The organism is Brevibacillus sp. FSL K6-0770 (assembly GCF_038000275.1).
GTDB classification, from domain to species: Bacteria; Bacillota; Bacilli; order Brevibacillales; family Brevibacillaceae; genus Brevibacillus; species Brevibacillus parabrevis.
Window position 1 is genome coordinate 1,432,715 of record NZ_JBBOBQ010000001.1, and the last position, 18,292, is coordinate 1,451,006.

General features: G+C 53.5%; 19 protein-coding genes. 9 read left to right on the plus strand and 10 right to left on the minus strand.

Annotation, left to right across the window (positions count from 1 at the left end):
• Positions 1 to 19 precede the first annotated feature (19 nt).
• The 8 genes from NST23_RS07135 to NST23_RS07170 all read right to left on the minus strand — a co-directional run bounded on the left by NST23_RS07135 (position 20) and on the right by NST23_RS07170 (position 8,634).
• On the minus strand, positions 20 to 877 hold the full coding sequence (locus NST23_RS07135) for an amidohydrolase family protein (RefSeq protein ID WP_122962962.1): 858 nt from the start codon (positions 875 to 877) through the stop codon (positions 20 to 22).
• Positions 864 to 3,989: a GNAT family N-acetyltransferase gene (locus NST23_RS07140; RefSeq protein ID WP_340963412.1), complete on the minus strand. Its 3,126-nt coding sequence runs from the start codon at positions 3,987 to 3,989 to the stop codon at positions 864 to 866. Before NST23_RS07140 ends, NST23_RS07135 begins: the two co-directional genes overlap by 14 nt.
• Positions 3,990 to 4,170: 181 nt before the next feature.
• A complete protein-coding gene (locus NST23_RS07145) occupies positions 4,171 to 4,476 on the minus strand; it encodes an AraC family ligand binding domain-containing protein (RefSeq protein WP_122962964.1) in 306 nt (101 codons plus the stop codon).
• Between the two features lie 6 nt (positions 4,477 to 4,482).
• Positions 4,483 to 5,253: an ABC transporter permease gene (locus NST23_RS07150; protein WP_122962965.1), complete on the minus strand. Its 771-nt coding sequence runs from the start codon at positions 5,251 to 5,253 to the stop codon at positions 4,483 to 4,485.
• Positions 5,228 to 6,295 (minus strand): MqnA/MqnD/SBP family protein, encoded by a 1,068-nt coding sequence (locus tag NST23_RS07155; RefSeq protein WP_173596108.1) that lies wholly within the window; start codon positions 6,293 to 6,295, stop codon positions 5,228 to 5,230. Before NST23_RS07155 ends, NST23_RS07150 begins: the two co-directional genes overlap by 26 nt.
• A 4-nt stretch (positions 6,296 to 6,299) precedes the next feature.
• Positions 6,300 to 7,019 carry an ABC transporter ATP-binding protein gene (locus NST23_RS07160; protein WP_122962967.1) on the minus strand — a complete coding sequence of 240 codons (720 nt, stop codon included), beginning with the start codon at positions 7,017 to 7,019 and terminating at the stop codon, positions 6,300 to 6,302.
• Between the two features lie 20 nt (positions 7,020 to 7,039).
• On the minus strand, positions 7,040 to 7,819 hold the full coding sequence (locus NST23_RS07165; RefSeq protein ID WP_122962968.1) for a class I SAM-dependent methyltransferase: 780 nt from the start codon (positions 7,817 to 7,819) through the stop codon (positions 7,040 to 7,042).
• A 29-nt stretch (positions 7,820 to 7,848) separates the two neighbouring features.
• Positions 7,849 to 8,634: a Crp/Fnr family transcriptional regulator gene (locus NST23_RS07170; protein ID WP_173598421.1), complete on the minus strand. Its 786-nt coding sequence runs from the start codon at positions 8,632 to 8,634 to the stop codon at positions 7,849 to 7,851.
• A 391-nt stretch (positions 8,635 to 9,025) separates the two neighbouring features.
• Between NST23_RS07170 and NST23_RS07175 the strand changes: the two genes are divergently transcribed.
• From NST23_RS07175 to NST23_RS07190, 4 genes are all read left to right on the plus strand, one after another.
• Positions 9,026 to 9,871, plus strand: a complete 846-nt coding sequence (locus tag NST23_RS07175) for an SDR family NAD(P)-dependent oxidoreductase (protein ID WP_173598420.1) — start codon at positions 9,026 to 9,028, stop codon at positions 9,869 to 9,871.
• A 2-nt stretch (positions 9,872 to 9,873) separates the two neighbouring features.
• Complete coding sequence (locus NST23_RS07180; RefSeq protein ID WP_242772271.1) at positions 9,874 to 11,439, plus strand: AMP-binding protein; 1,566 nt, start codon at positions 9,874 to 9,876, stop codon at positions 11,437 to 11,439.
• A 111-nt stretch (positions 11,440 to 11,550) separates the two neighbouring features.
• Positions 11,551 to 11,991, plus strand: coding sequence for a CoxG family protein (locus NST23_RS07185; protein WP_217021902.1), 441 nt, complete (start codon positions 11,551 to 11,553; stop codon positions 11,989 to 11,991).
• Between the two features lie 174 nt (positions 11,992 to 12,165).
• Entirely contained in the window at positions 12,166 to 12,408 is a 243-nt protein-coding gene (locus NST23_RS07190; RefSeq protein ID WP_217365623.1) for a DUF2798 domain-containing protein, read from the plus strand.
• A gap of 114 nt (positions 12,409 to 12,522) precedes the next feature.
• On the opposite strand, the gene NST23_RS07195 is transcribed toward NST23_RS07190, so the two are convergent.
• Positions 12,523 to 13,371, minus strand: coding sequence for a LysR family transcriptional regulator (locus NST23_RS07195; RefSeq protein ID WP_173596113.1), 849 nt, complete (start codon positions 13,369 to 13,371; stop codon positions 12,523 to 12,525).
• 124 nt (positions 13,372 to 13,495) lie between these two features.
• Here NST23_RS07195 and NST23_RS07200 point away from each other — a divergent pair, with 124 nt between their 5' ends.
• The 5 genes from NST23_RS07200 (at position 13,496) to NST23_RS07220 (ending at position 17,248) form a co-directional block, all read left to right on the plus strand.
• A complete protein-coding gene (locus tag NST23_RS07200) occupies positions 13,496 to 14,605 on the plus strand; it encodes a Gfo/Idh/MocA family protein (RefSeq protein WP_340963414.1) in 1,110 nt (369 codons plus the stop codon).
• Positions 14,606 to 14,699: 94 nt separating this feature from the next.
• Positions 14,700 to 16,088 carry a TraB/GumN family protein gene (locus tag NST23_RS07205; RefSeq protein ID WP_340963416.1) on the plus strand — a complete coding sequence of 463 codons (1,389 nt, stop codon included), beginning with the start codon at positions 14,700 to 14,702 and terminating at the stop codon, positions 16,086 to 16,088.
• A 244-nt stretch (positions 16,089 to 16,332) separates the two neighbouring features.
• The gene (locus NST23_RS07210) at positions 16,333 to 16,725 is read left to right on the plus strand and encodes a DoxX family protein (RefSeq protein ID WP_122962975.1); all 393 of its coding nucleotides are present in this window, start codon (positions 16,333 to 16,335) and stop codon (positions 16,723 to 16,725) included.
• An 88-nt stretch (positions 16,726 to 16,813) separates the two neighbouring features.
• Positions 16,814 to 17,032 carry a hypothetical protein gene (locus NST23_RS07215; protein ID WP_340963418.1) on the plus strand — a complete coding sequence of 73 codons (219 nt, stop codon included), beginning with the start codon at positions 16,814 to 16,816 and terminating at the stop codon, positions 17,030 to 17,032.
• A gap of 6 nt (positions 17,033 to 17,038) precedes the next feature.
• Positions 17,039 to 17,248, plus strand: coding sequence for an SRPBCC domain-containing protein (locus NST23_RS07220; RefSeq protein ID WP_340965172.1), 210 nt, complete (start codon positions 17,039 to 17,041; stop codon positions 17,246 to 17,248).
• A 37-nt stretch (positions 17,249 to 17,285) separates the two neighbouring features.
• Here the strand turns inward: NST23_RS07220 and NST23_RS07225 are convergent, their stop codons facing one another.
• Positions 17,286 to 18,278 (minus strand): helix-turn-helix domain-containing protein, encoded by a 993-nt coding sequence (locus NST23_RS07225; protein WP_122962977.1) that lies wholly within the window; start codon positions 18,276 to 18,278, stop codon positions 17,286 to 17,288.
• Positions 18,279 to 18,292 lie beyond the last annotated feature (14 nt).

Sequence of the window (18,292 nt, forward strand, 5' to 3'; positions counted from 1 at the left end):
GGAAATTCATTGCAGTTTACTACTCGACAAAAGCCCGCACCTTCGGAAACACCTTCAACGCCGTCTTGTAAAACACATCCGCATGATACTCAGCCGGAATCAGCTCCTGCACAAACTGGATGTACGACTTCACAGGGGCGAGCGGCCAGTCGGTGCCGAACAAAAATTTGTCATAATGATCGCAGTACGTAATCGCATGGCGCAGATGAGCGAAGAACAGCGGCGATTCGGCCAGTCTGCGGCAGTTGTCTGCGTCACCGACCATCAAGCCGGACAGGTCGGCAAACATGTTGCGGTTTTTGTACACGACTTCTGCGCCATCCAGCACCCACGGGTCACCGAAATGGGCCATCATGAAGTTCACGTCCCGATGCTTCACCGCTACCTCGTCGAGAGTGAGCGGATGCGAATACTTGAGCAGACCTCGTTCCGAGTAAGTGTCACCCGTATGGAAAACAACGGGCACCCCGTATTTGGCGGCGAGTGCATAGACCGGATCGTAGACGCTGTCGTAGGCGTAAAACGGATAGTAGCCGAGATAAATTTTCAAGCCGACCGCCTGGGGGTGTTGCAAATCTTGCTCCAGGCGAGCAACCGCCGCATCGTCCAGCGTGTACGGATTGATCCCCAGGCAGTAGACGAGCTGCGGTGGCAGTTCAGCGGTCAAGTCCAGACCCATCGGCGTGATCGCTTCGTAATCGGGAAAGCCGTCCTGCTTTGTTTCCGTCAAGCCCATGCCGATTCCGAGCACCACTCCGTTGTCCTTATATTCCTGCAAAATGCCTTGGACAGAGTAGTCGACAAACGACTTCTCCGCGGCTGTCCGCTTAAATTCTTCGATATGCGATAAATGCATGTGCGCATCAATGATCTTCATCTGAATTTCCCCCTTCGCCTTCGCTGGTAAACCGGATCGCCCGCAAAGCCGCCAAGGAATCGGCAGGCAGCTCTTTGTCGGCAAACAGGAAAAAGACAGGCGGTGTAAAGCTCGTGCTGTTGTCCGGCAAGTTCAGTTCGCGCAGGATGGTGGTCATCGCGATTTCCTTGTTGGCGTACACTTCGACATCTGCGGTGCCCAGATCGGTGAAGAGCGTGAGCTGCTCGGCGCGGGAAGCTGCGCCAAACGTATAGTCGGATTGTTCCGTTACGGTCAAATCTCCCTGCGCCAGCTTGTAGGTCAGCGGCTCCCCGTGTTTCCCCGCTGTTTTCAGCCAAACCGTTTCGTCAGCCGCTTCTGTCTGCAAAAAGACTTCGGTCGCAAAGCTTTTGTGGGCAAAGTACGTTCCGGTTTTTTGCACGATTTCGACCGTATGGCAAAGGAGCGGGACGCCCGGCAGCAAAAGAAAATATTGGTGGCAGGTGAGGCCGCGATACTTCTCCTGTTTTTTGACGTGATAGCTGAGCTTGATGCCTTGCCAGACGTTCTGGCGATTGTCGGTCAGCTGGACGAAGGCGGCGCTTCTTTCTTCTTTAACCAGTGAAAAAGCGCTCAGTTCTTCGATGTGGTTGCCGATGCCGCCTGTCCACGGATTCCACCACGATTTCGGTTGCCGCTGCGGGAAAGAGCTGGCCAGCCATTCCTGTCCGCCCGAAACGAGCGAGAACAGCGACGGGTAAAAATCCGGTGCTGCTTTGATGCGGATGGAGCCGTTGTCTGCGCTGTAGACTTGCTGGCCTTGCTCTTCGGTCACTTCCATGGAGATGGAGCCTGGTTGAACCGGGAAAAGGGCGCTTTGCAAGCAAATGTCGTGGGTAGCGAACTGACCGTCCACACGAACCAGCTCGTACGCTTTGGCCGAAGCAGGCAAAGCGAAGTGCGCTTCCTGTTCCTCGGCTTCTTCCGTGAAGCGTTGCGTCTGTCCCAGAGCTTCTTCGCTCGCAAGTAAGGCCGTCAGTTCCCCGTCCAGGTACTGCTGTTTGTATTCTTTTACCTCAACTTTCACTTCGCCGTTTGCCAAAAATGGGTTGTGATCGTTGGCAATCAGCTCCAGATGAGGGGTCAGCGACAAGTCTTTGGCCAAAGCTTCTTTTCGGGCAAAAGCACGAAATTCTTTCCAGTCCGTATACGCTCCATGCGCCACGCATATCGGGCCGAACGTCGCGCTGCTCTGCGGCTCCAGCTCTCCGATGCACGATTCCAGGGCGATTTGCCAGCCTTGAATATCCATCTGGCAAGATGGCGGCCAGCACAATCCCCACGGGGCTGCATCTTCCCGGGAAAACAGCCAGTTTTCACTGAGCAGCTTGCCGTCCCAATATTCCAGGTCGCTGCCGTAAGAAGTGGGAACGTCTACATAGCGGCCTTGATAGGGCAAGATCGGGTGCTGGATCGAGTGGATGAGGCTTTGTGTCAGCCATAGCTCAGCAGCCAGTTTTTCCGTGGAAGTGTTGGTTATATCCAGCGTGTGTTCAACGGTGCCATCGCCGTGCAGCAGCGTTTTGCTGATCAGCGAAAGAGCAGGGTAGGCATCGGAACGGTAAGCGGCGCGAATACCGATGGCGCCTTTTTCGGAAAAGAAGTCGACGTGCTCCGCGCGCTTTTTGGAAAACTCGCTGGAATACGGCTTGCCAAGCTTCGGATAGGCGATGTACGTCGGCGCTCCGCCGTTTCCGCCGGAAATGGTGAGTTCGTTGTCGTCCTTGTTCAAGGTGAGCGTATGGCGGCCGTGATGCACTTGCCACGTCAATTCTGTTTCGCCTGCCAGGAGCGCTCCCAATCCGGTAAAGGCAGCGCCAAGCTTTTTCACGAAGGAGACTTGCTTGCCGTCTGCAAGCTGCCCCACGATTTGCACATCGGCGCTGTAAAATCCGTGGTCGATCAGATCGGCGCGAAGCGGAAGCGAGACGCGTTCTTTGCCGGACAACCGCAGCGAATGGCTGTGTTCGTGGAAGCGCAAGAATGGCGAGTCAGCCAGTTCAAAAGAAAACTGTGCTTCTTCGGAAAAGTTGTTTTCCATGTCCAAATAATAGTGTGCAGTTTGACCCGGATAAGTCAGACCAGGAACGTGCATGGTGAGCGAAGCAGGGAATTTGGGCAAGATGCCGACCTGGAACAGCGCCTTTTTGCCGTTGATTTGAATGTGTGTGCAAACTCTTGGATGCGTGCGCCAAATGCTTTGCTCTTCCGTGATTGCTCCGACCGTAAAGCTTGCAGACAAGCTCGTTTCGTCCGTGACGGACAGCTCCTGCTGGTAGTCAAACTGAATGTTTTCATTCGACTCTCCCGTCAAGGAAAGCTGCAACGGCTTGCCCGATTTATTGACGATCCGGTAGTGAATCTGGTAGTCGCGGCCGAAGACCAGCTCCAGCTGCTCGACCTCGGCGGACAGCAAGTAGTCTTCCGTTTCGATCAGGCGCAGCCCGCGGCCGCGCCGTTCAAACTCCACGCGCAAGCTCAGGTCGGCTTTTTTCCAGGAGTAGGTGAAGTAATCAAAGCCGTTTTCTTTTCGTCCATCCGGCTCGACCACAATTTGTCTTGTGGAATCCTGGTACCAGTCCAGCGTATCGAAATAATGCGCGATAGCTTCTGTGCGCAGGACAGTGGGCATCATGTTCATCAAGTGCGTCGAGTCATCCCGGTCTTCCCAGAAAAAACCGAATTTTTTATACAAAGGAACCGCCTTCGTGTTGCCAGCCCATGTGTACAGGTCAAGCCGCGGCCAACCAAGCTGGACAGTCTGGTCCAGGGCGAGGGCAAGCAGCATGCGGCCTACTTTTTTTCCGTGATAGTCAGGACGAACGTTGAGCAGGGGGATGTAGAGGGCGCCCGTATCTTCCCTGTATTCCGCCAGGCTGCAATAGCCGACTACCGATTCGCCGTCCATTGCGAGGTACACAGCAAGCGCGTCGGAGCGAGCTTCTTCCTGTCTGATTTGTTCCGCCGTCGTAATCGAATTGCCGCCTCCCCAGCTGTCTCGGCTGGCGTTCCACATATCAGCGACAGCCGCAGCCAGCTCCGGTCGGTAGAGAACGATAGAGATAGATTCCATGTTTGCTTGCACCTCGATCTCATGTCAGTTTTTGCCTATTAATAGAGATACGTTTGAAGATAGCATCGGTTTCTCGTTCTGGCAGTTTTTTCTTGTCAACGCGAAAAGCCAGTATCGCTCGGTCAAACTCTAACGATACTGGCTTTTTCACTGTTCACTTGTGGCAACCGAATGTGTGCACTTACGCACGCTCGATGCGGATGACGACCATTTCCACGTCTTCATCCAAAGCGCGCACACTGTGCTTCTCCGCTGGCAGCATGTACAAAAGCGACTGTGGATCAAGCTCGATCTGCTTCCCGGAAAAGTCAAAGACCGCTTTGCCTTTTTGCACGAGAATCAACACGTCGGCGTCTGTGTCGTGTTCCGGGATAAAGCTGCCGGCACGCAATTGCAGTTGCAGCACTTTGGTGCGTTCAAAGCCCATCAACGCGCCAATATGCTTGGGCGCGGACTCCAGATAGTTTTTCAGGTCGAACGTTTGCATAAATGATCACTCCTCACGGTTCCAGCGCAGAATAAATTTCCGCAGCGGAGATATGACAAGATGGTCCAGCAGGATGATGATGAAAATACTGACGAGTGTCCAGGCGAACACTTTTGCCGTATCGATGTTGACTCTGGCAAAGGCGAGCGAATAGCCGATTCCCGCATCTGCGCCGAGCAGCTCTGCCATGATCGTGATGCGGACGGCAGAGCCAGTCGCAAGCGAGATCGCAGTGAAAATCGGCACGGCAAGTCCGGGCAAAATGATGTGTCTCAACGTGTGCCACGGAGTGCTTTTGTAGATCGCCGCCATTTCCAGCAGCTGGCGGTCGATATTGCGCCAGCCGTCCGCCGTATTCAAGTAAATGCCGGGGAAAACGAGCACAGAGACGACAAACACGGGAACCATCGAGCCTGTGCCGAACCAGACCATCGCCAGGACGACGACGATGATCGGCGGAATCCCCATGAGCATCGACTGAACCGGACGCATCGCATCGTACAGGACGGGAGAACGTCCTGCGACAAGCCCGCAGCAAATCGCGACTATCATTCCGCTAAAAAGTCCGGTAAACATGCGGGAAGCGGACTGGAGCAACTGCTCGGTGAACTCCCCGCTCTCGACCATCCGAACGAAAGCGGCTGCGGTGTCCAGTGGTGAAGCGAACAGGATAGAGGGCAAGGACATCGATAAGCCTTGCCAAATGGCGAGCAGGATCAGGATTGTCACGCCCTGTACGAGCAGGCGGCGATTACGGAGCGTAGTAGAATCCTGCATCCGGCAATTTCCCCCCAATAATCTCCGGGGACAGAGTGGAGAGCTCGGTGAAGAAAAATTCCAGTTCTTCCTTGGCGTCCTTGGCCGAGACGAACTGCAAGTTCAGGGAAGGAATGACATTTTCAATGATTGGCGGGGTCAGCCCGTCCTGGTATTTCGCGATCATCGCGGCAGCGTCTTTTGGCTTTTCGTTCAGGAACTGGACGGATTGCTCAAACTGTTTTTGCAGTTCCGCCACCAGTTCAGGATGCTTGGCGATCAGTTCGCCTGAGACGAGGATACCAGCTTGCGGGATGCGCGGCGATTTGCCTGTCGCTTTCGCCCATTCGGCTTGCAAGCTCATGACTTTGCCCAGTTTTTTGCCTGCCTTGTTGCCTTGCATCACAGACATGGTCGCCATATGCTCCGGCAAGATGGCGTACTTCGCCTTGCCTGCGACGAGCAAGCCGACCAGCTCCTGCGGCGCGCTGACGTATTCGATTTTGACATCTTTAGTCGGATCGAGATTGTTTTTTTTCAGCAAGTAGCGGAAGACGAGATCGGGCATATCGCCTTTAAACGGAACGTGAACGGTCTGCCCGCGCAGGCTGTCCCAACTGACTGCCTCACCGTCGGGGCCGATCATATAGAGGATGCCCCAGATCAGCGTGTTGATCAGCTTGACATCCATTCCCCGGTTGTACAGATTGGCGCCGACATAAGTAGGTACGGCGGATACTTCGGCCTGGCCGCTACTGATTCGGGCGCGCAGCTCATCCGGTGTTTTCCACGGCTTGTACTCAACGTTTTCGGCGAACGGGCTGAGCGATTTGTCCTCGATCATTTTATAGATGGGAGAAGAGAGCGAGATTCCCACTGGTGCCTGAATGGTCAAATGCTCGCGTTTTTGCACTTCTTGCGCAGTCGCAGCTGGTTGCTCGGCGGCTGATTGTTGGCTTGAGGTGGTAGCCTGATTCGTTTGAGCGGAGCAGCCGATCAGGGCGCTGGTGATGGCGACAATCAGGGACATCATGACGTAGCTGGTTTTGGATGTGCGTGACACTTGTCTATCCTCCTGTCAGGTGCTGGTGCAGCACGGCTTTGATTTGTTGAATTTGTTCCTCGCTCCTGCCTGCTCTTTGTCCGGGGAGGGGGTATTCCCGGATGACTGTTGCCGCTGCAAGGTTGTTGCTTTTGCTGAACAACAGGACGCGGTCAGCCAGGCGGGCCGCTTCTTCCGGATCGTGTGTCACATAGACCATTCCGATGCGGCGTTCCTCGATCAAACGGATGACATCTTGTTGCAGCTCGCGCTTGAGGGCGAGATCGAGCGCGGAAAAAGGCTCGTCCATCAGCATCATTTTCGGGTCTGTGACCAGCGCGCGTGCGATGGATACACGTTGCTTCATCCCGCCGGAGAGCTGCTTCGGATAGTAGTCGCGGGCATGGAACAGCCCGACTTTTTGCAACACCGTCGTCACTTTTTCGTTCATCGTGTCTTGGTCCATGCGGCCGAGCACAAAACGAATGTTGTCCGTGACCGTTTTCCACGGAATCAGCCGCGGCTCCTGAAAGACATAGCCGAGCTGTTCCGTGCGGACGGTCACCGTTCCGGAAGTCTGCCTGATCAATCCGGCTGCCATGTTGAGAATCGTTGTTTTGCCGCAGCCGGAAGGGCCGAGGATGGCGACGACCTCTCCCGCCGCGAGAGAGAAGGAAAAGCCAGCGAGTACAGTCGTCCCGTTGAACGACTTCGTGACGGAGGCAAATTCCAGCAAGGCTTCCATCGGCTCGCCTCCTGACTTTGTTATTTCACGACCGTAAAGGTGATGTGTCCGTACAGGTCGTCGTTGGCATCGAATGTACGAATCAGTTCAAACAAATGGGCTTGATCCGCCGGGTTTTTGCACGCGTTGGTCAAAAGTTGGATCGTGCCTTCCCAGCCTTCGTCTGTGAGCAAGCCTTTCAGCGACAGAAGCGACATTTTTCCTGTCTGGCAATCGACTTGGCGGAAGGCAGCCTGTTCGAACAAACCGCGCCAGTTCGCTTCGGTCATCGGCTGGGCATTGACCGCGAGCAGTTGGCGCAAAGCAGCCAGGCGCTCCTGCACTTCCGGCGTTTCCGGGTCCTTGCACAGCAGCAAATCGTGGGTCGCCAGTCTGCCGCCCGGCTTCAAGACGCGGAAATATTCCGCGATCGCCTGCTTTTTCTGTTCCAGCGGCAGCATGCTGAGCATCGCTTCATTGATCACCACGTCAAACGTTTCAGCGGCAAAAGGCAGCTCCAATGCATTGCCGTATGCAATCTGGACGCGCTCTTCCAGTCCGTGCTGGCGAATGTTTTCCTGCGCCCGCTCGACGCTCGGCTGGTGAATATCAATTCCGGTCACCTGGCAACCGTACTCCTTGGCGATCTGAATGGCGGTCGTGCCCATGTTTGGCGCTACTTCCAGCACTTTCGTATCGGCGGTGAGGCGGCATGCTTGCAAAATGCGCTCGGTCGCTTCTTTTCCGCCCGGACGCAGCCGGGTTTTCCCAAGGGAAGCGAGAAACAGGTGAGTAGGCTTGCGGCTTGCTTTTTCGGTCATGTCAAACATCCTTTCTTATGATCGCACGTTCACACCTCATGGCAGCCTCTGACGCAGCATGCCTGGGCGTGAGTGCGGATAAAATGGTCTTTTTGGGGATCGATCGGTACAACAGGCGTGTCAGGAAGCAAGCTTCTCAGCTTTTCCAGGTGAATGTGCATGCTGCCGCCCTGGGCCATCACGACCGCTTGCTGCTTTTTCAGCTTCTGGATCGTGCGGTTGACCGTCTCTCGCGTCGTGCCGAGCATCCCGGCCAGCTCGCTATTGGTAAAAGTGGTGGAAAAGCGGAGCCATTCTGCGTCGAGCCTGGCTGCGTGTGTCTCGCTCAGGCGCAGCAACAAAGACACGAGCTGGCTTTCCACCGGATAAAACGTCTTGTCTTCCAGACGCTGCTGAAGGTCGATAATTTTGTCCGCCAGCACTTGCATGATTTTGAAGCTGATGGCGGGATGAGCGAGCAGCAGCTGTTCGAAAGTGCGCACGGGAATGACGAGGCAATGGACGTCATCCAGCGCGACGGCGTGGTGCGGATAGCTGTCTGTGCGAAAAAATCCGAGGTGAGGGAACATGTCGCCCTGATCGGCAAGCAGGAAAGTTTGTTCTTTTCCATCTTCACTCGTGCTGAACAGACGGACTCGGCCGGAAATGACGAAGTACACTTGCAAGATTTCTTCCGATTGATAGAAAAGGTAGTCGCCTCTTGCAAATTCACCGGATTTGCACGTAGCCGCAACAGCTTTCAACTCATGCTCGGACAAATTGCGAAACAAATGAAAGCAACGCAAAACGGAGGAGATCGGGCCAGTAGACAGCATAGGAATGCACTCCTTTTCTCGCATTGTTATAATTGATTATAATAATCATTCTCAATTATAACATTGTGTGAACGGAAAAAAATGAGAAAAGGAAGCAAAGGCCAGAGCAATCGCACTGAGGCGCACTTTCACAACCTTTCACGCGTTTTAATGGGAGCAGGTAGTTGATTGATTACGAGCCCAGTATAAAACATGTGCAGAGCGATGCCTTGTGACCAATATCACAGTTGAGAATTTATCTCATTCTTGTTTCTGCGGGCTAGGTCGAGGAAAATAAAGGAGAATGGACGACTAACCAAAACGAACATGACCGTTTTGTTGACCGCAAGCGGTCACATCCCATTTCATGAAAAACGGCGAGACGTTTTTCACAGAAAAAAGGACGATGCGGATGCCTGCCTATACGTTGTGGGAAAACATGCTGTTTTGGCCAACGGCTCTGGATGAGGGCAAGCTCGCGGCGGCTGTTGCGGGCAAGACGATTCTCATTACCGGGGCCAGCTCGGGAATCGGGGAGCAGCTGGCATATGTGCTGGGGCGCTGCCAAGTGCACTTGCTGCTGGTGGCGAGAAGAGAGGAAAAGCTGCGCCGGATCAAAGCTGAAATCGAGCGAGACGGGGCGAGAGTCAGTGTGTGCGGGGCCGATCTTCGCGATCCGGCTCAGTTGGAGGCATTTCTTGCGTTTTTGCACGAGCAGTCTGGCGGGATCGACATCGTGGTCAGCAATGCAGGCTTGTCCATCCGGCGACCGATCATGGACTCTCTGGAGCGCTATCACGATTTTACCCGGACGATGGCGATCAATTATTTTGCTCCGGTTAAAATCTTGTTGTCGCTTACTGAGCAGCTCGCCCGAAACAAAGGGCAGATCGTAAACGTCTCCACGATCAACACATCGTTGCTCCCGTTGCCTTACTGGGCGGCGTATCAAGCTTCGAAAGCCGCGTTCGACACCTGGTTTCGCTCGGCCGCGCCGGAGTGGAGCGCGAAGGGGATTGCCACGACATCGATTTACTTGCCGCTGGTGAGAACGCCGATGATTTTGCCCACGACTGCCTATCGGAGCATGCCTGCCATGAGCGCAGAGCACGCTGCGAGGCTCATCGCCAAATCGCTGTACACGAAACGGACCACGATCCGCCCGTGGTGGCTTTTGGGGGGCGAGCTGGCTTCCTTGTTTGGCAGAGGGCTATGGGAGCGATTGCTTCCTCGCTGGCTACGCAAAAGGGGGGAATGACGATGCGCCTGATGTATTTGCTCGCTGTGCTTGCCAAAATGAAGCTTTTGACGCCAGCAGGCATCGGCAGGCTGCTCGCCGCCTTGTTCCGATGCGGAACGAACCTGATGACGCTGCTGAAGCTCGCGCAAAGCACCCACGCTCAAAAGGTCGCATTGGTCGACGAGCGGGAAACGGTTTGCTTTCAGCAGCTTTGGACAGACTCTCTGCGGCTCTCTTGGGTGTTCAAGGAAAAATACGGTCTTGCGAAAAGCAAACAGGTCGGCTTTTTATGCCAAAACCACATCGCGTTGGTGCGAGCCATTTTCGCGGCGTCCGGTACGGGCTGCGATGTATATTTGCTCAATCCCGAAATGAGTGCGGGACAGCTCAGGCAGTTGTTCGACGAAGTGGAGCTGGACCTGCTTATCCACGACGAAAAGCAGACGGCGACCATCGAGCAGGCGGGATACGCGGGAGCGAGTCTGTACAGCTATCACGAGCATCTTCCCGCGATCAACCAGTTGCTGGGAGAATGCTCGGACTGGTCGGACGAAGAGCTGGCGTCAGTGCCAGTACCAGCGCGCAGTTCTGCGGGCAAGATCATGCTCCTGACAGGCGGAACGACGGGGCGTGCGAAAAAAGTGCCGCACAAGCCGTCGCTGTTTCATTATTTGCCGCCGTTTTTGGCTCTGCTCAGCCAGCTTGGGCTGCTTCGGCTGAATACAGCCTATATTGCGACGCCGATCTACCATGGATACGGTTTGGCTATCTTGCTGTTGTTTGTCGCTTTGGGCAAAAAAACAGTGATCACTCCCGGCTTCGCTGCCGCCAAAGCGTGTGAGCTGATTGCCAGACACAAAGTAGAGGTCGTATCCGTTGTCCCGTTGATGCTCAGAAAAATGCTGCATCACGATCCGACAGCGTTGCAGTCTCTTGTTTGCATCGCATCAGGCGGAGCGCCGCTTGCCACCGGACTCGTAGCCGAGGTGTCCGCCGAATTGGGCGACTGTCTGTACAATTTATACGGGACAACGGAAGCGGGGCTATGTGTGATCGCCACGCCCGGCGACCTCCGGCATCGTGCGCACACGATCGGGCAAAAAATCCCGGGTGTCCGTTTGCATGTGCGAAATGTGCGAAACTCCGATCAGCGTCCATGCAAGGCAGGCGAAATCGGCCAGCTGTGCGTGAAGGCGGGCGGCTCGCTGTTTTTCAAGCGACAGGCTTGGATCGAGACAGGCGACGTCGGTTATCGGGATGCAGCGGGCTATTACTACTTGTGCGGGCGAACAGACGACATGGTGGTGTCCGCTGGCGAAAATGTGTATCCAGTCGAGCTTGCGCGAGTGCTTGTGGAGCATCCGGCCATCGAAGACGCGACTGTGATCGGCATCCCGGATGAAGCGTTTGGGCAAAGGTTGAAGGCGTTCGTCCAGCTCGCGAGTCATGCCGGACTGACTGAGACACAATTGCAGCAATGGCTGCGGCAAAAAGTAGCCAGATATCAGATGCCCAAAGAAATCGTTTTTGTCGAGCAGCTGCCGTACACCGAGTTGGGCAAGCCGGACCGGAAGCAGCTCATGTAAAATGGCCTGGCATGGGCAAACGCTTCGCCACATTTTCCCGATATATCCTGTCAAAACAAACCATACATATTACGAGACAGAGAAATCATACGGGGAAAGGGATGAAAAGCCATGCCTCAAGGCATCCACGATATCGAAGTGCCGCTGCCAATCCGAACGGTTTGGGAGTTTGTCCGTGTATTGGATCATTGGGTAGTGCTAGTTCCGGGCTACATCAGCCACGAAGTCATTAACGAGCGCCGCGTGACCTGGAGCTTTACCGGAGACATCGGCATCTTGAAAAAGGAGATCAGCTTGCAGGTAGATATTACGGAATGGAACGAGCCGACCGAAGTCAAATTCATGCTGGCCGGAATCAACGAGAATTTCACGGGCGAAGGCTACTTCAAGGCACAGGAATTGGGCGAGAAGTGTACGAAAATGACCGGCTTTCTCGATATTACAGCCAAAGGCTTGAAGGCGCCGATGGTAAATTCCATCCTGAAATCGCACGTTCCCCAGTTGACAACCGAACTGGCGGAAGCGGTAGCCAGCCGGATGAAAGAACAATAGCGAAGACATGTCTAAAAACCCTTGATTGCCAAGGGTTTTTTCTTTTTTTTCAGCCGACACTTACGCGATTGACGACTTCGCCATTATGCTTTAATCTACCATAGTTAACGAGGTAACTATTGCGCAAAATAGGTACCTTATAATAGGAAATAACAGGAAATTACAACGAGGGTGATGCTTGTGAAAATCAACAAAAAATACGAACACATTCTTTTTACTTTTCTGATGGCTTTGGGCATGTCCTGTCTTTTGTCGTTTTTCATGATGCTGGTTAATTTCGGCTTCGACTCCATGCTGCTCGCACGCTGGCTCAAGGCGTGGCCGATGGCGTTTTCACTGGCTTTTCCAGTCGCTTATTTTTTGCCAAAAGGCATCAGGCTGCTCATGAAGAAGATTACATTTGTCGAGGGAAAATAAAGAGCGGATCGGGAACGCACAGCAGGGGCAAAGCTGTGTGTTTTTTTTCAGCGCTGTCCCAGTACCTCGAACCGGGACAAGAAGCAGGAAAAAAGCGGAGAAAACCAGGTCGGACTATAAAAAGTGGCTGGCTTCTATAAATTGCTTTTCCAGCGGAGAAAGCTCATAGCCTTGCCTGGTAACCACATATTTATCGAGAAAACGCTGCTCGGCAGGCAGCTCCAAATAGTTCGTCACACCGAGCCGTTCGACAATGCGTTTGGACATGAGAGTAATGCCCATTCCCAGCGCGGCGAATTGTAGCAGAGTTTCCACTACAGCAACCTGTGTCACGGGTGCTTTTGGCAGACCGAAATCGGAAAAAAGTTGTGCCATGCGCGATGTATACAGGCATTGTTCGGACAAAATCAGTACCGTTGCTCCTGGCAAAATGCTTTTGAGCGACATGCCTGGCACGGCTCCTTTTCCAACCAGGACGACTTCCTCCAAGCCGATTTTTTTATAGTGCAGCTGTTCCGTCTTGCTGGATGCGCCAATCGTGAAAGCCAGGTCGATCGTGCCATTCATCAGCGCTTGTTCCATTTCGGCAGTTGAGCCAGTCTGTAAAGTAACGGACAGCTGCGGGTATTTTTCATACAAGCCGGCAAGCGTAGCGGTAATTTCCGAGCCAATCACCGATTGCATCGTGCCCAGCCGAAGCTTCGGTTCAAGCTGTTTCATCTCTTGTTCGGCTTCTTCCCACAAGCTCAAGAGCTTCTTGTAGTGCGTGTAAAGCCGCTTGCCTTCCACCGTCAGCTCCATGCCTTTGGAACTGCGAATGAACAGTTGCTGTGCGTAATGAGCTTCGATTTTTTTGATTTTCGCCGTCATGTTGGATTGCAGATGGTTCATGCGAAAGGCAGCGGCGGACAGGCTCTTCAACTCGGCAACTGTCACGAACGCCCGGATCGTATCCATATCCATGTTTTCAACTCCTTCCATCAAAAAAAGTGATAGAGCAATCAAAAGTTAACATTATTCGAGATGTCTTTGGATTAGTATACTTTTCACAAAAAAGAATTGCACGCGTGAAGCAGGAGGGAAAGACATGGATACAAAGCAAATTCGCACCGGGATTATCGGCGGGTCGTTGAACAATCAGTGGGCAAGCAAGACGCATATTCCTGTGCTTTTGCAAAGTGAGCGACACCGCATCACCGCAATCGCCACGACAAACGAAGCGAGTGCGCGAAAGAGCGCGGAAGTGACCGGGGCTACGCTCGCTGCGACAGACCACCGCGCCGTAAGCGGCTCGTCAGCTGTGGAGCTGGTAGTTGTAAGCGTCAAGGTTCCTGATCATTACGATGCAGTCCGCAGCGCCATCCTTGCAGGGAAGCATGTGTACTGCGAGTGGCCTCTAGCTGTCACGACAAGCGAAGCAGAACAGTTGGCTGGTCTGGCAAGACAGGCAGGCGTTCATCACGCAGCAGGGCTTCAGGCGAGACAGTCACCTGTGCTGCGGCAAGTGAAGCAGCGTCTGGAGCGAGGCGAGATTGGCCGTATCTTGTCTTGTCACATGCGCGTTTCCACGCAAGGAAAAGGCGGAGTCACCGATCAGCAAGGGGCGTATTTGCTGAGCGAAAAACACGGTGCGACATTGCTTGCGATCAACGGCGGCCATTCCCTGGATGCCCTGTGCTACTTGCTTGGCGATTTTCGTGAGCTGTCCGCGATGATGAACCGGAATTTTTCTACTGCGACTGTGCTTACGACGAATGAAATCATTGCAAAAGACACAGCAGATCAGATCATGGTGCAAGGAGTGCTGAAAAGCGGGGCTTCGGCATTCGTTCATATCCAGGCAGGCACGTATCCCGCCTTTGAGCTGGAAATTCAGGGAGAGCTGGGAGTCATTCGCATCGTGCAGCACAATTCGGTGGGGCATGTACAGTTCGGCAACCTGGAAGCGCACATGACAGCCTACTCTTCTGCAAGCCGTGTTGCAGCAAGCAATCCGGACCACTTCGTCTCGGTTGCAAAAGATGCGGCAGAAGGCGAAGCAGTCAGGCAATATGTGGCTAGTGCCCATGAAGCTTTTGCCAAGGACATTCAGACAGGGACGTTCACCGTTCCCGATTTTTTTGAGGCACTCCACCTGCATCGGCTTCTGGATGCGATCAGACTGGCGGCTGCCACAGGGAGCAGGCAGACTTTTTGACGTTTACCTACCATTTTCAACTGTGGTATAATCTACCATTGTTTACTAGAAGCATGCAGGCAAGTTGCAGACAGCATGAGAGGAGATCTTGAAAATGCAAAGAAACAACCACTGGAAGAAGCTTGGCAGATGGGCAGGGGCGGGAGTGCTTGGCCTGACGATTTTGCTCGGCCACGTATACCCGCTGAAAGCCGCAGAGCCTGTTCAGGTTCCTGTTCTCAGTGAATGGTCCATTTCGACATTGAATGAAGGCGAGAAATACGGAATTTTTCCGTTAGCCTGGTACAAAGACGAATCGTTCCTTCAACCGATTCCTGCCGATAAGTTTGCGGATTTGCTGAAAGCGACAGAGAAGAAGCTCGATCAGCTTGGCTTGAAGAAAAAAGCAGCTTTGTCCTGGTCAGACAACCGTGTGGCGACGCGCGAAGCAGTAGCCGTTTCCTTGCACAAGCTGCTGGCAAACTATGAGTGGCCAGCCGGAAAGGGAGCCGATGTGACTGCACTCGCTCCGTTGGAGTACATGCGCAAACATGGACTTGTCAAAGGGACGAGCGCAGGTTTGGAGCTGGATCAGCCAGCAACAGTAGAGCAGGCTGCGGTCATGGCCAGCCGGGTGGTCGAGTTCGCCAATGATTTGGCGGGCGGCGGAGCCAAAGGCTTGTTGTGGAAAGTGACCAAAGGCCAAAATACGCTCTATTTGCTCGGCTCGATTCATATGGGCACAACCGACATGTACCCGATGCAAAAAACAATCCGCGACGCTTATGAAGCGTCAGACGATCTGTGGGTCGAGGCGGATATCCTTGCTGGCGACATGAATTACATGCTGGAGAAAATGATTTACAGCGACGGAACGACACTCCAGGATCACGTGTCAGCCGCCACATACAGCAAGCTGCAAAAGGCGCTGGCAAGCATGAAATTGCCTGAAAATGCGTTCGATGGCTACAAGCCGTTTGCCGTTGGTCTTTCCCTGGTAACGGTAGGCTATACCGGAAGCCCGGAGGAAGGAGAGCTGGCGATGCTGACAGGGATCGACCGCTATTTCCTGGCCAAAGCGATGCTTGAGCAAAAGCCGATCCACGAGCTGGAAGGCATCAAGCTGCAAGCCGATTTGCTCTCGGGCGTATCCGCAGAGCAGCAGGAAAAGGAATTGAACGTCATTCTGGACAGCTTGCTTTCCGGAAAAGAGCCGGCAGCAAGCTATCAGGTGTTGCAAGACATGCAGACGAAGTGGGTGCAAGGCGATCTGGAAGGCATGACTCGCGTTTTGAGCGTGGAAGGACAATTCGATGCCGGAGGATTGAACCAGCGCCTCGTTGGTGAACGGGACAAAAACATGGCGAACAAGCTGGCCCAGTTGCTGGAACAGGAAGGCGAGCACACTTCCTTTGTCGTCGTAGGCTCTGCCCACTACGCGCTGAAAGGCATGGTGCTTGACCAACTGAAGGAAAAAGGCTATCAGGTGGAGCGGCTGAAGTAAGCGGCACAGCAAAATAACAGAAGAACGCAGGCAGTTCGAGCAGCGAGGCAGCAGCCTTTTGCACGGACTGCTTTTTTCTGTGAAAAACGTCTCGATGTTTTGGCAGGAGAGTGAGAGGAGCGGCATGCGGTCCACAAGCCGTGACGCTGAACATAGCAAACGAGAAGAAACGTTGTTGAGCGGTTTATGATACGCTTCTTTTAACAAAAGGATTTTGGCAAATAAAGAGAGGCGGTTAGAAAACATGGCGAAAACAATTTCCCGAACGCGACTGTGGGTAGCGCGGATCATGAGCTGGCTGGTCATCCTCTTCATGCTGTTTGACGGTGTGTTCAAGCTGATCCAACCCGCTCCTGTCGTCGAAGGCACACTGGTACTCGGATTTGCGCAGCACCATATTGCGCTCTTGGGCATTTTGGCGATTATCTCTACTGTTTTGTACGCTTTGCCGCGAACTGCAGTGTTGGGAGCGATTTTGCTGACAGGCTACTTCGGTGGCGTCATCGCTACACAAGTTCGCGTAGATGCGCCGCTTTTGACGCACACGCTGTTTGCTGTCTACCTGGCCATTTTGGCCTGGGGCGGGCTTTGGCTGCGGGATGAGCGGGTACGCAACTTGTTTTCCTCTGTGGATTGATTGATATTTCCAAAAAATGAAAGTATGCTAGAAAGACAAGTTTGTGAGCATTAGCATGCACATTTCGAACGGATAGGGGGAAGTACAGATGAACAAAAAGCAGTCCGCTGCCATCCCTAAGGTGGTGGGGCAAACCGCTGCTGCCGGGTTTCAGATCGGCGTGAGGAGAACGCTTCCCGTAGAGGCGGAGCCAATCTGGCTTTTTCTGACCTCTCCGGAGGGAACGAAGCTTTGGCTGGGCGACCTGCCGCCGCTGTCGCTTGCAGCAGAAGCAGCTTTTGAATCGCAGCAAGGAATATCCGGATAGTTCAAAATCGTCAAGCCTTATCAGCAGCTTCGCCTAAGGTGGAAAAAAAGCGATTGGGAAAAGTTCTCGACGCTGCAAATCCGCTTGATTTCCGCCAAAAACGGGAAAACTACCGTCAGCTTTCATCAGGAAAACTTGGCGGATGCCGACATGCGCGAGCAGATGAAGGAACATTGGGAAAGCGTGATCGAGCAACTGAAGACGCACGTTTGCTGAAAAAATAAGCTGTAGCCGTCACAGAAGCGGCCACAGCTTATTTTTTTGCTACGCCAAGCAGAGGGGTGGCGCAATGTCTTCTGTATTCGTTGGGCAAAAGACCAGTCATCTTGCGGAACAGCTCGGAAAAACGGCTCGAATTGTGATAGCCGACGATCTGGGCGATCTGGCTGATCGGCAAGTCAGTCGTGCTGAGCAGTTGTTCCGCATGGCTCATTCGCTTGTTTTGAATGTATTCGGTAATCGTGCACTTATAGACGAGCTTGAACGTGTACTTGAGCTTTGTCGTACCCATGCAGGCAATGCGGGCGAGATGCTCCAGGTGAAGTTCTCCGGCAAAATGTTCATCCATATACGCAGTCACAGCTTGAAGACTATCCAAATCCTCTCTGGACACAAACTTGCTCGGATGAGCCTTTTTTTGCTGTTTGGCCCGTTCGACGATCAGGGAAACCGCTTCGGCAACCTTGCTCTCGTAGTACAGTCGCGCGGCAATTCCCGTACCGCGAAATTGTCTGATTTGCCTGAGCAAAAAGACAAGCTCGGGGAAATGAGTCAGGCCGTCCACGCTGACAAAAGCGGAACGAAGGTCTGTGTACTCATCGGGGTATTTGGTCTGCAAATAATCTTCGTAATACTCCGGCGTAATCTCAAACCCAGTGGAACGAATCGGCACATTTTTCTCATATCGCGCCCGATACACGTTATTGCAGCCAAAATGCACCCGGATGTATCCGGAGGAGAGACGCTTCGGCGGATGCAGCTCTTCTCCCGCCACGGAGTCGTAGTAGTTCAGGCTCATATATTTCGGCTGCTCAAATTCCAGGTACAAATCCTCGTAAAAAACGAAGTCGAGGATGGAGATGGAAAACAGATTCTCGCGGGAATACGTCCAGTAATGCCCGGAGCCTTTTTCCGGCGAGATGGAGAAGCACGTTCCCGCCTGACTGTAAGGAGATGGGCTGTCATCGCGGAAAAAACCGCATTTTGCCAGGCAAGGCACGTGCATGTCAGCTACAAGATCCTTCATTTCTACTCACCTCC

Excerpts from the sequence above, each read along its gene's own strand:
- NST23_RS07135 (WP_122962962.1), bottom strand. The coding sequence starts at position 877 with ATGAAGATCATTGATGCGCACATGCATTTATCGCATATCGAAGAATTT.
- NST23_RS07140 (WP_340963412.1), bottom strand. The coding sequence starts at position 3,989 with ATGGAATCTATCTCTATCGTTCTCTACCGACCGGAGCTGGCTGCGGCT.
- NST23_RS07145 (WP_122962964.1), bottom strand. The coding sequence starts at position 4,476 with ATGCAAACGTTCGACCTGAAAAACTATCTGGAGTCCGCGCCCAAGCAT.
- NST23_RS07150 (WP_122962965.1), bottom strand. The coding sequence starts at position 5,253 with ATGCAGGATTCTACTACGCTCCGTAATCGCCGCCTGCTCGTACAGGGC.
- NST23_RS07160 (WP_122962967.1), bottom strand. The coding sequence starts at position 7,019 with ATGGAAGCCTTGCTGGAATTTGCCTCCGTCACGAAGTCGTTCAACGGG.
- NST23_RS07165 (WP_122962968.1), bottom strand. The coding sequence starts at position 7,819 with ATGACCGAAAAAGCAAGCCGCAAGCCTACTCACCTGTTTCTCGCTTCC.
- NST23_RS07170 (WP_173598421.1), bottom strand. The coding sequence starts at position 8,634 with ATGCTGTCTACTGGCCCGATCTCCTCCGTTTTGCGTTGCTTTCATTTG.
- NST23_RS07175 (WP_173598420.1), top strand. The coding sequence starts at position 9,026 with ATGCCTGCCTATACGTTGTGGGAAAACATGCTGTTTTGGCCAACGGCT.
- NST23_RS07180 (WP_242772271.1), top strand. The coding sequence starts at position 9,874 with ATGCGCCTGATGTATTTGCTCGCTGTGCTTGCCAAAATGAAGCTTTTG.
- NST23_RS07185 (WP_217021902.1), top strand. The coding sequence starts at position 11,551 with ATGCCTCAAGGCATCCACGATATCGAAGTGCCGCTGCCAATCCGAACG.
- NST23_RS07190 (WP_217365623.1), top strand. The coding sequence starts at position 12,166 with ATGCTTGTGAAAATCAACAAAAAATACGAACACATTCTTTTTACTTTT.
- NST23_RS07195 (WP_173596113.1), bottom strand. The coding sequence starts at position 13,371 with ATGGATATGGATACGATCCGGGCGTTCGTGACAGTTGCCGAGTTGAAG.
- NST23_RS07200 (WP_340963414.1), top strand. The coding sequence starts at position 13,496 with ATGGATACAAAGCAAATTCGCACCGGGATTATCGGCGGGTCGTTGAAC.
- NST23_RS07205 (WP_340963416.1), top strand. The coding sequence starts at position 14,700 with ATGCAAAGAAACAACCACTGGAAGAAGCTTGGCAGATGGGCAGGGGCG.
- NST23_RS07210 (WP_122962975.1), top strand. The coding sequence starts at position 16,333 with ATGGCGAAAACAATTTCCCGAACGCGACTGTGGGTAGCGCGGATCATG.
- NST23_RS07215 (WP_340963418.1), top strand. The coding sequence starts at position 16,814 with ATGAACAAAAAGCAGTCCGCTGCCATCCCTAAGGTGGTGGGGCAAACC.
- NST23_RS07225 (WP_122962977.1), bottom strand. The coding sequence starts at position 18,278 with ATGAAGGATCTTGTAGCTGACATGCACGTGCCTTGCCTGGCAAAATGC.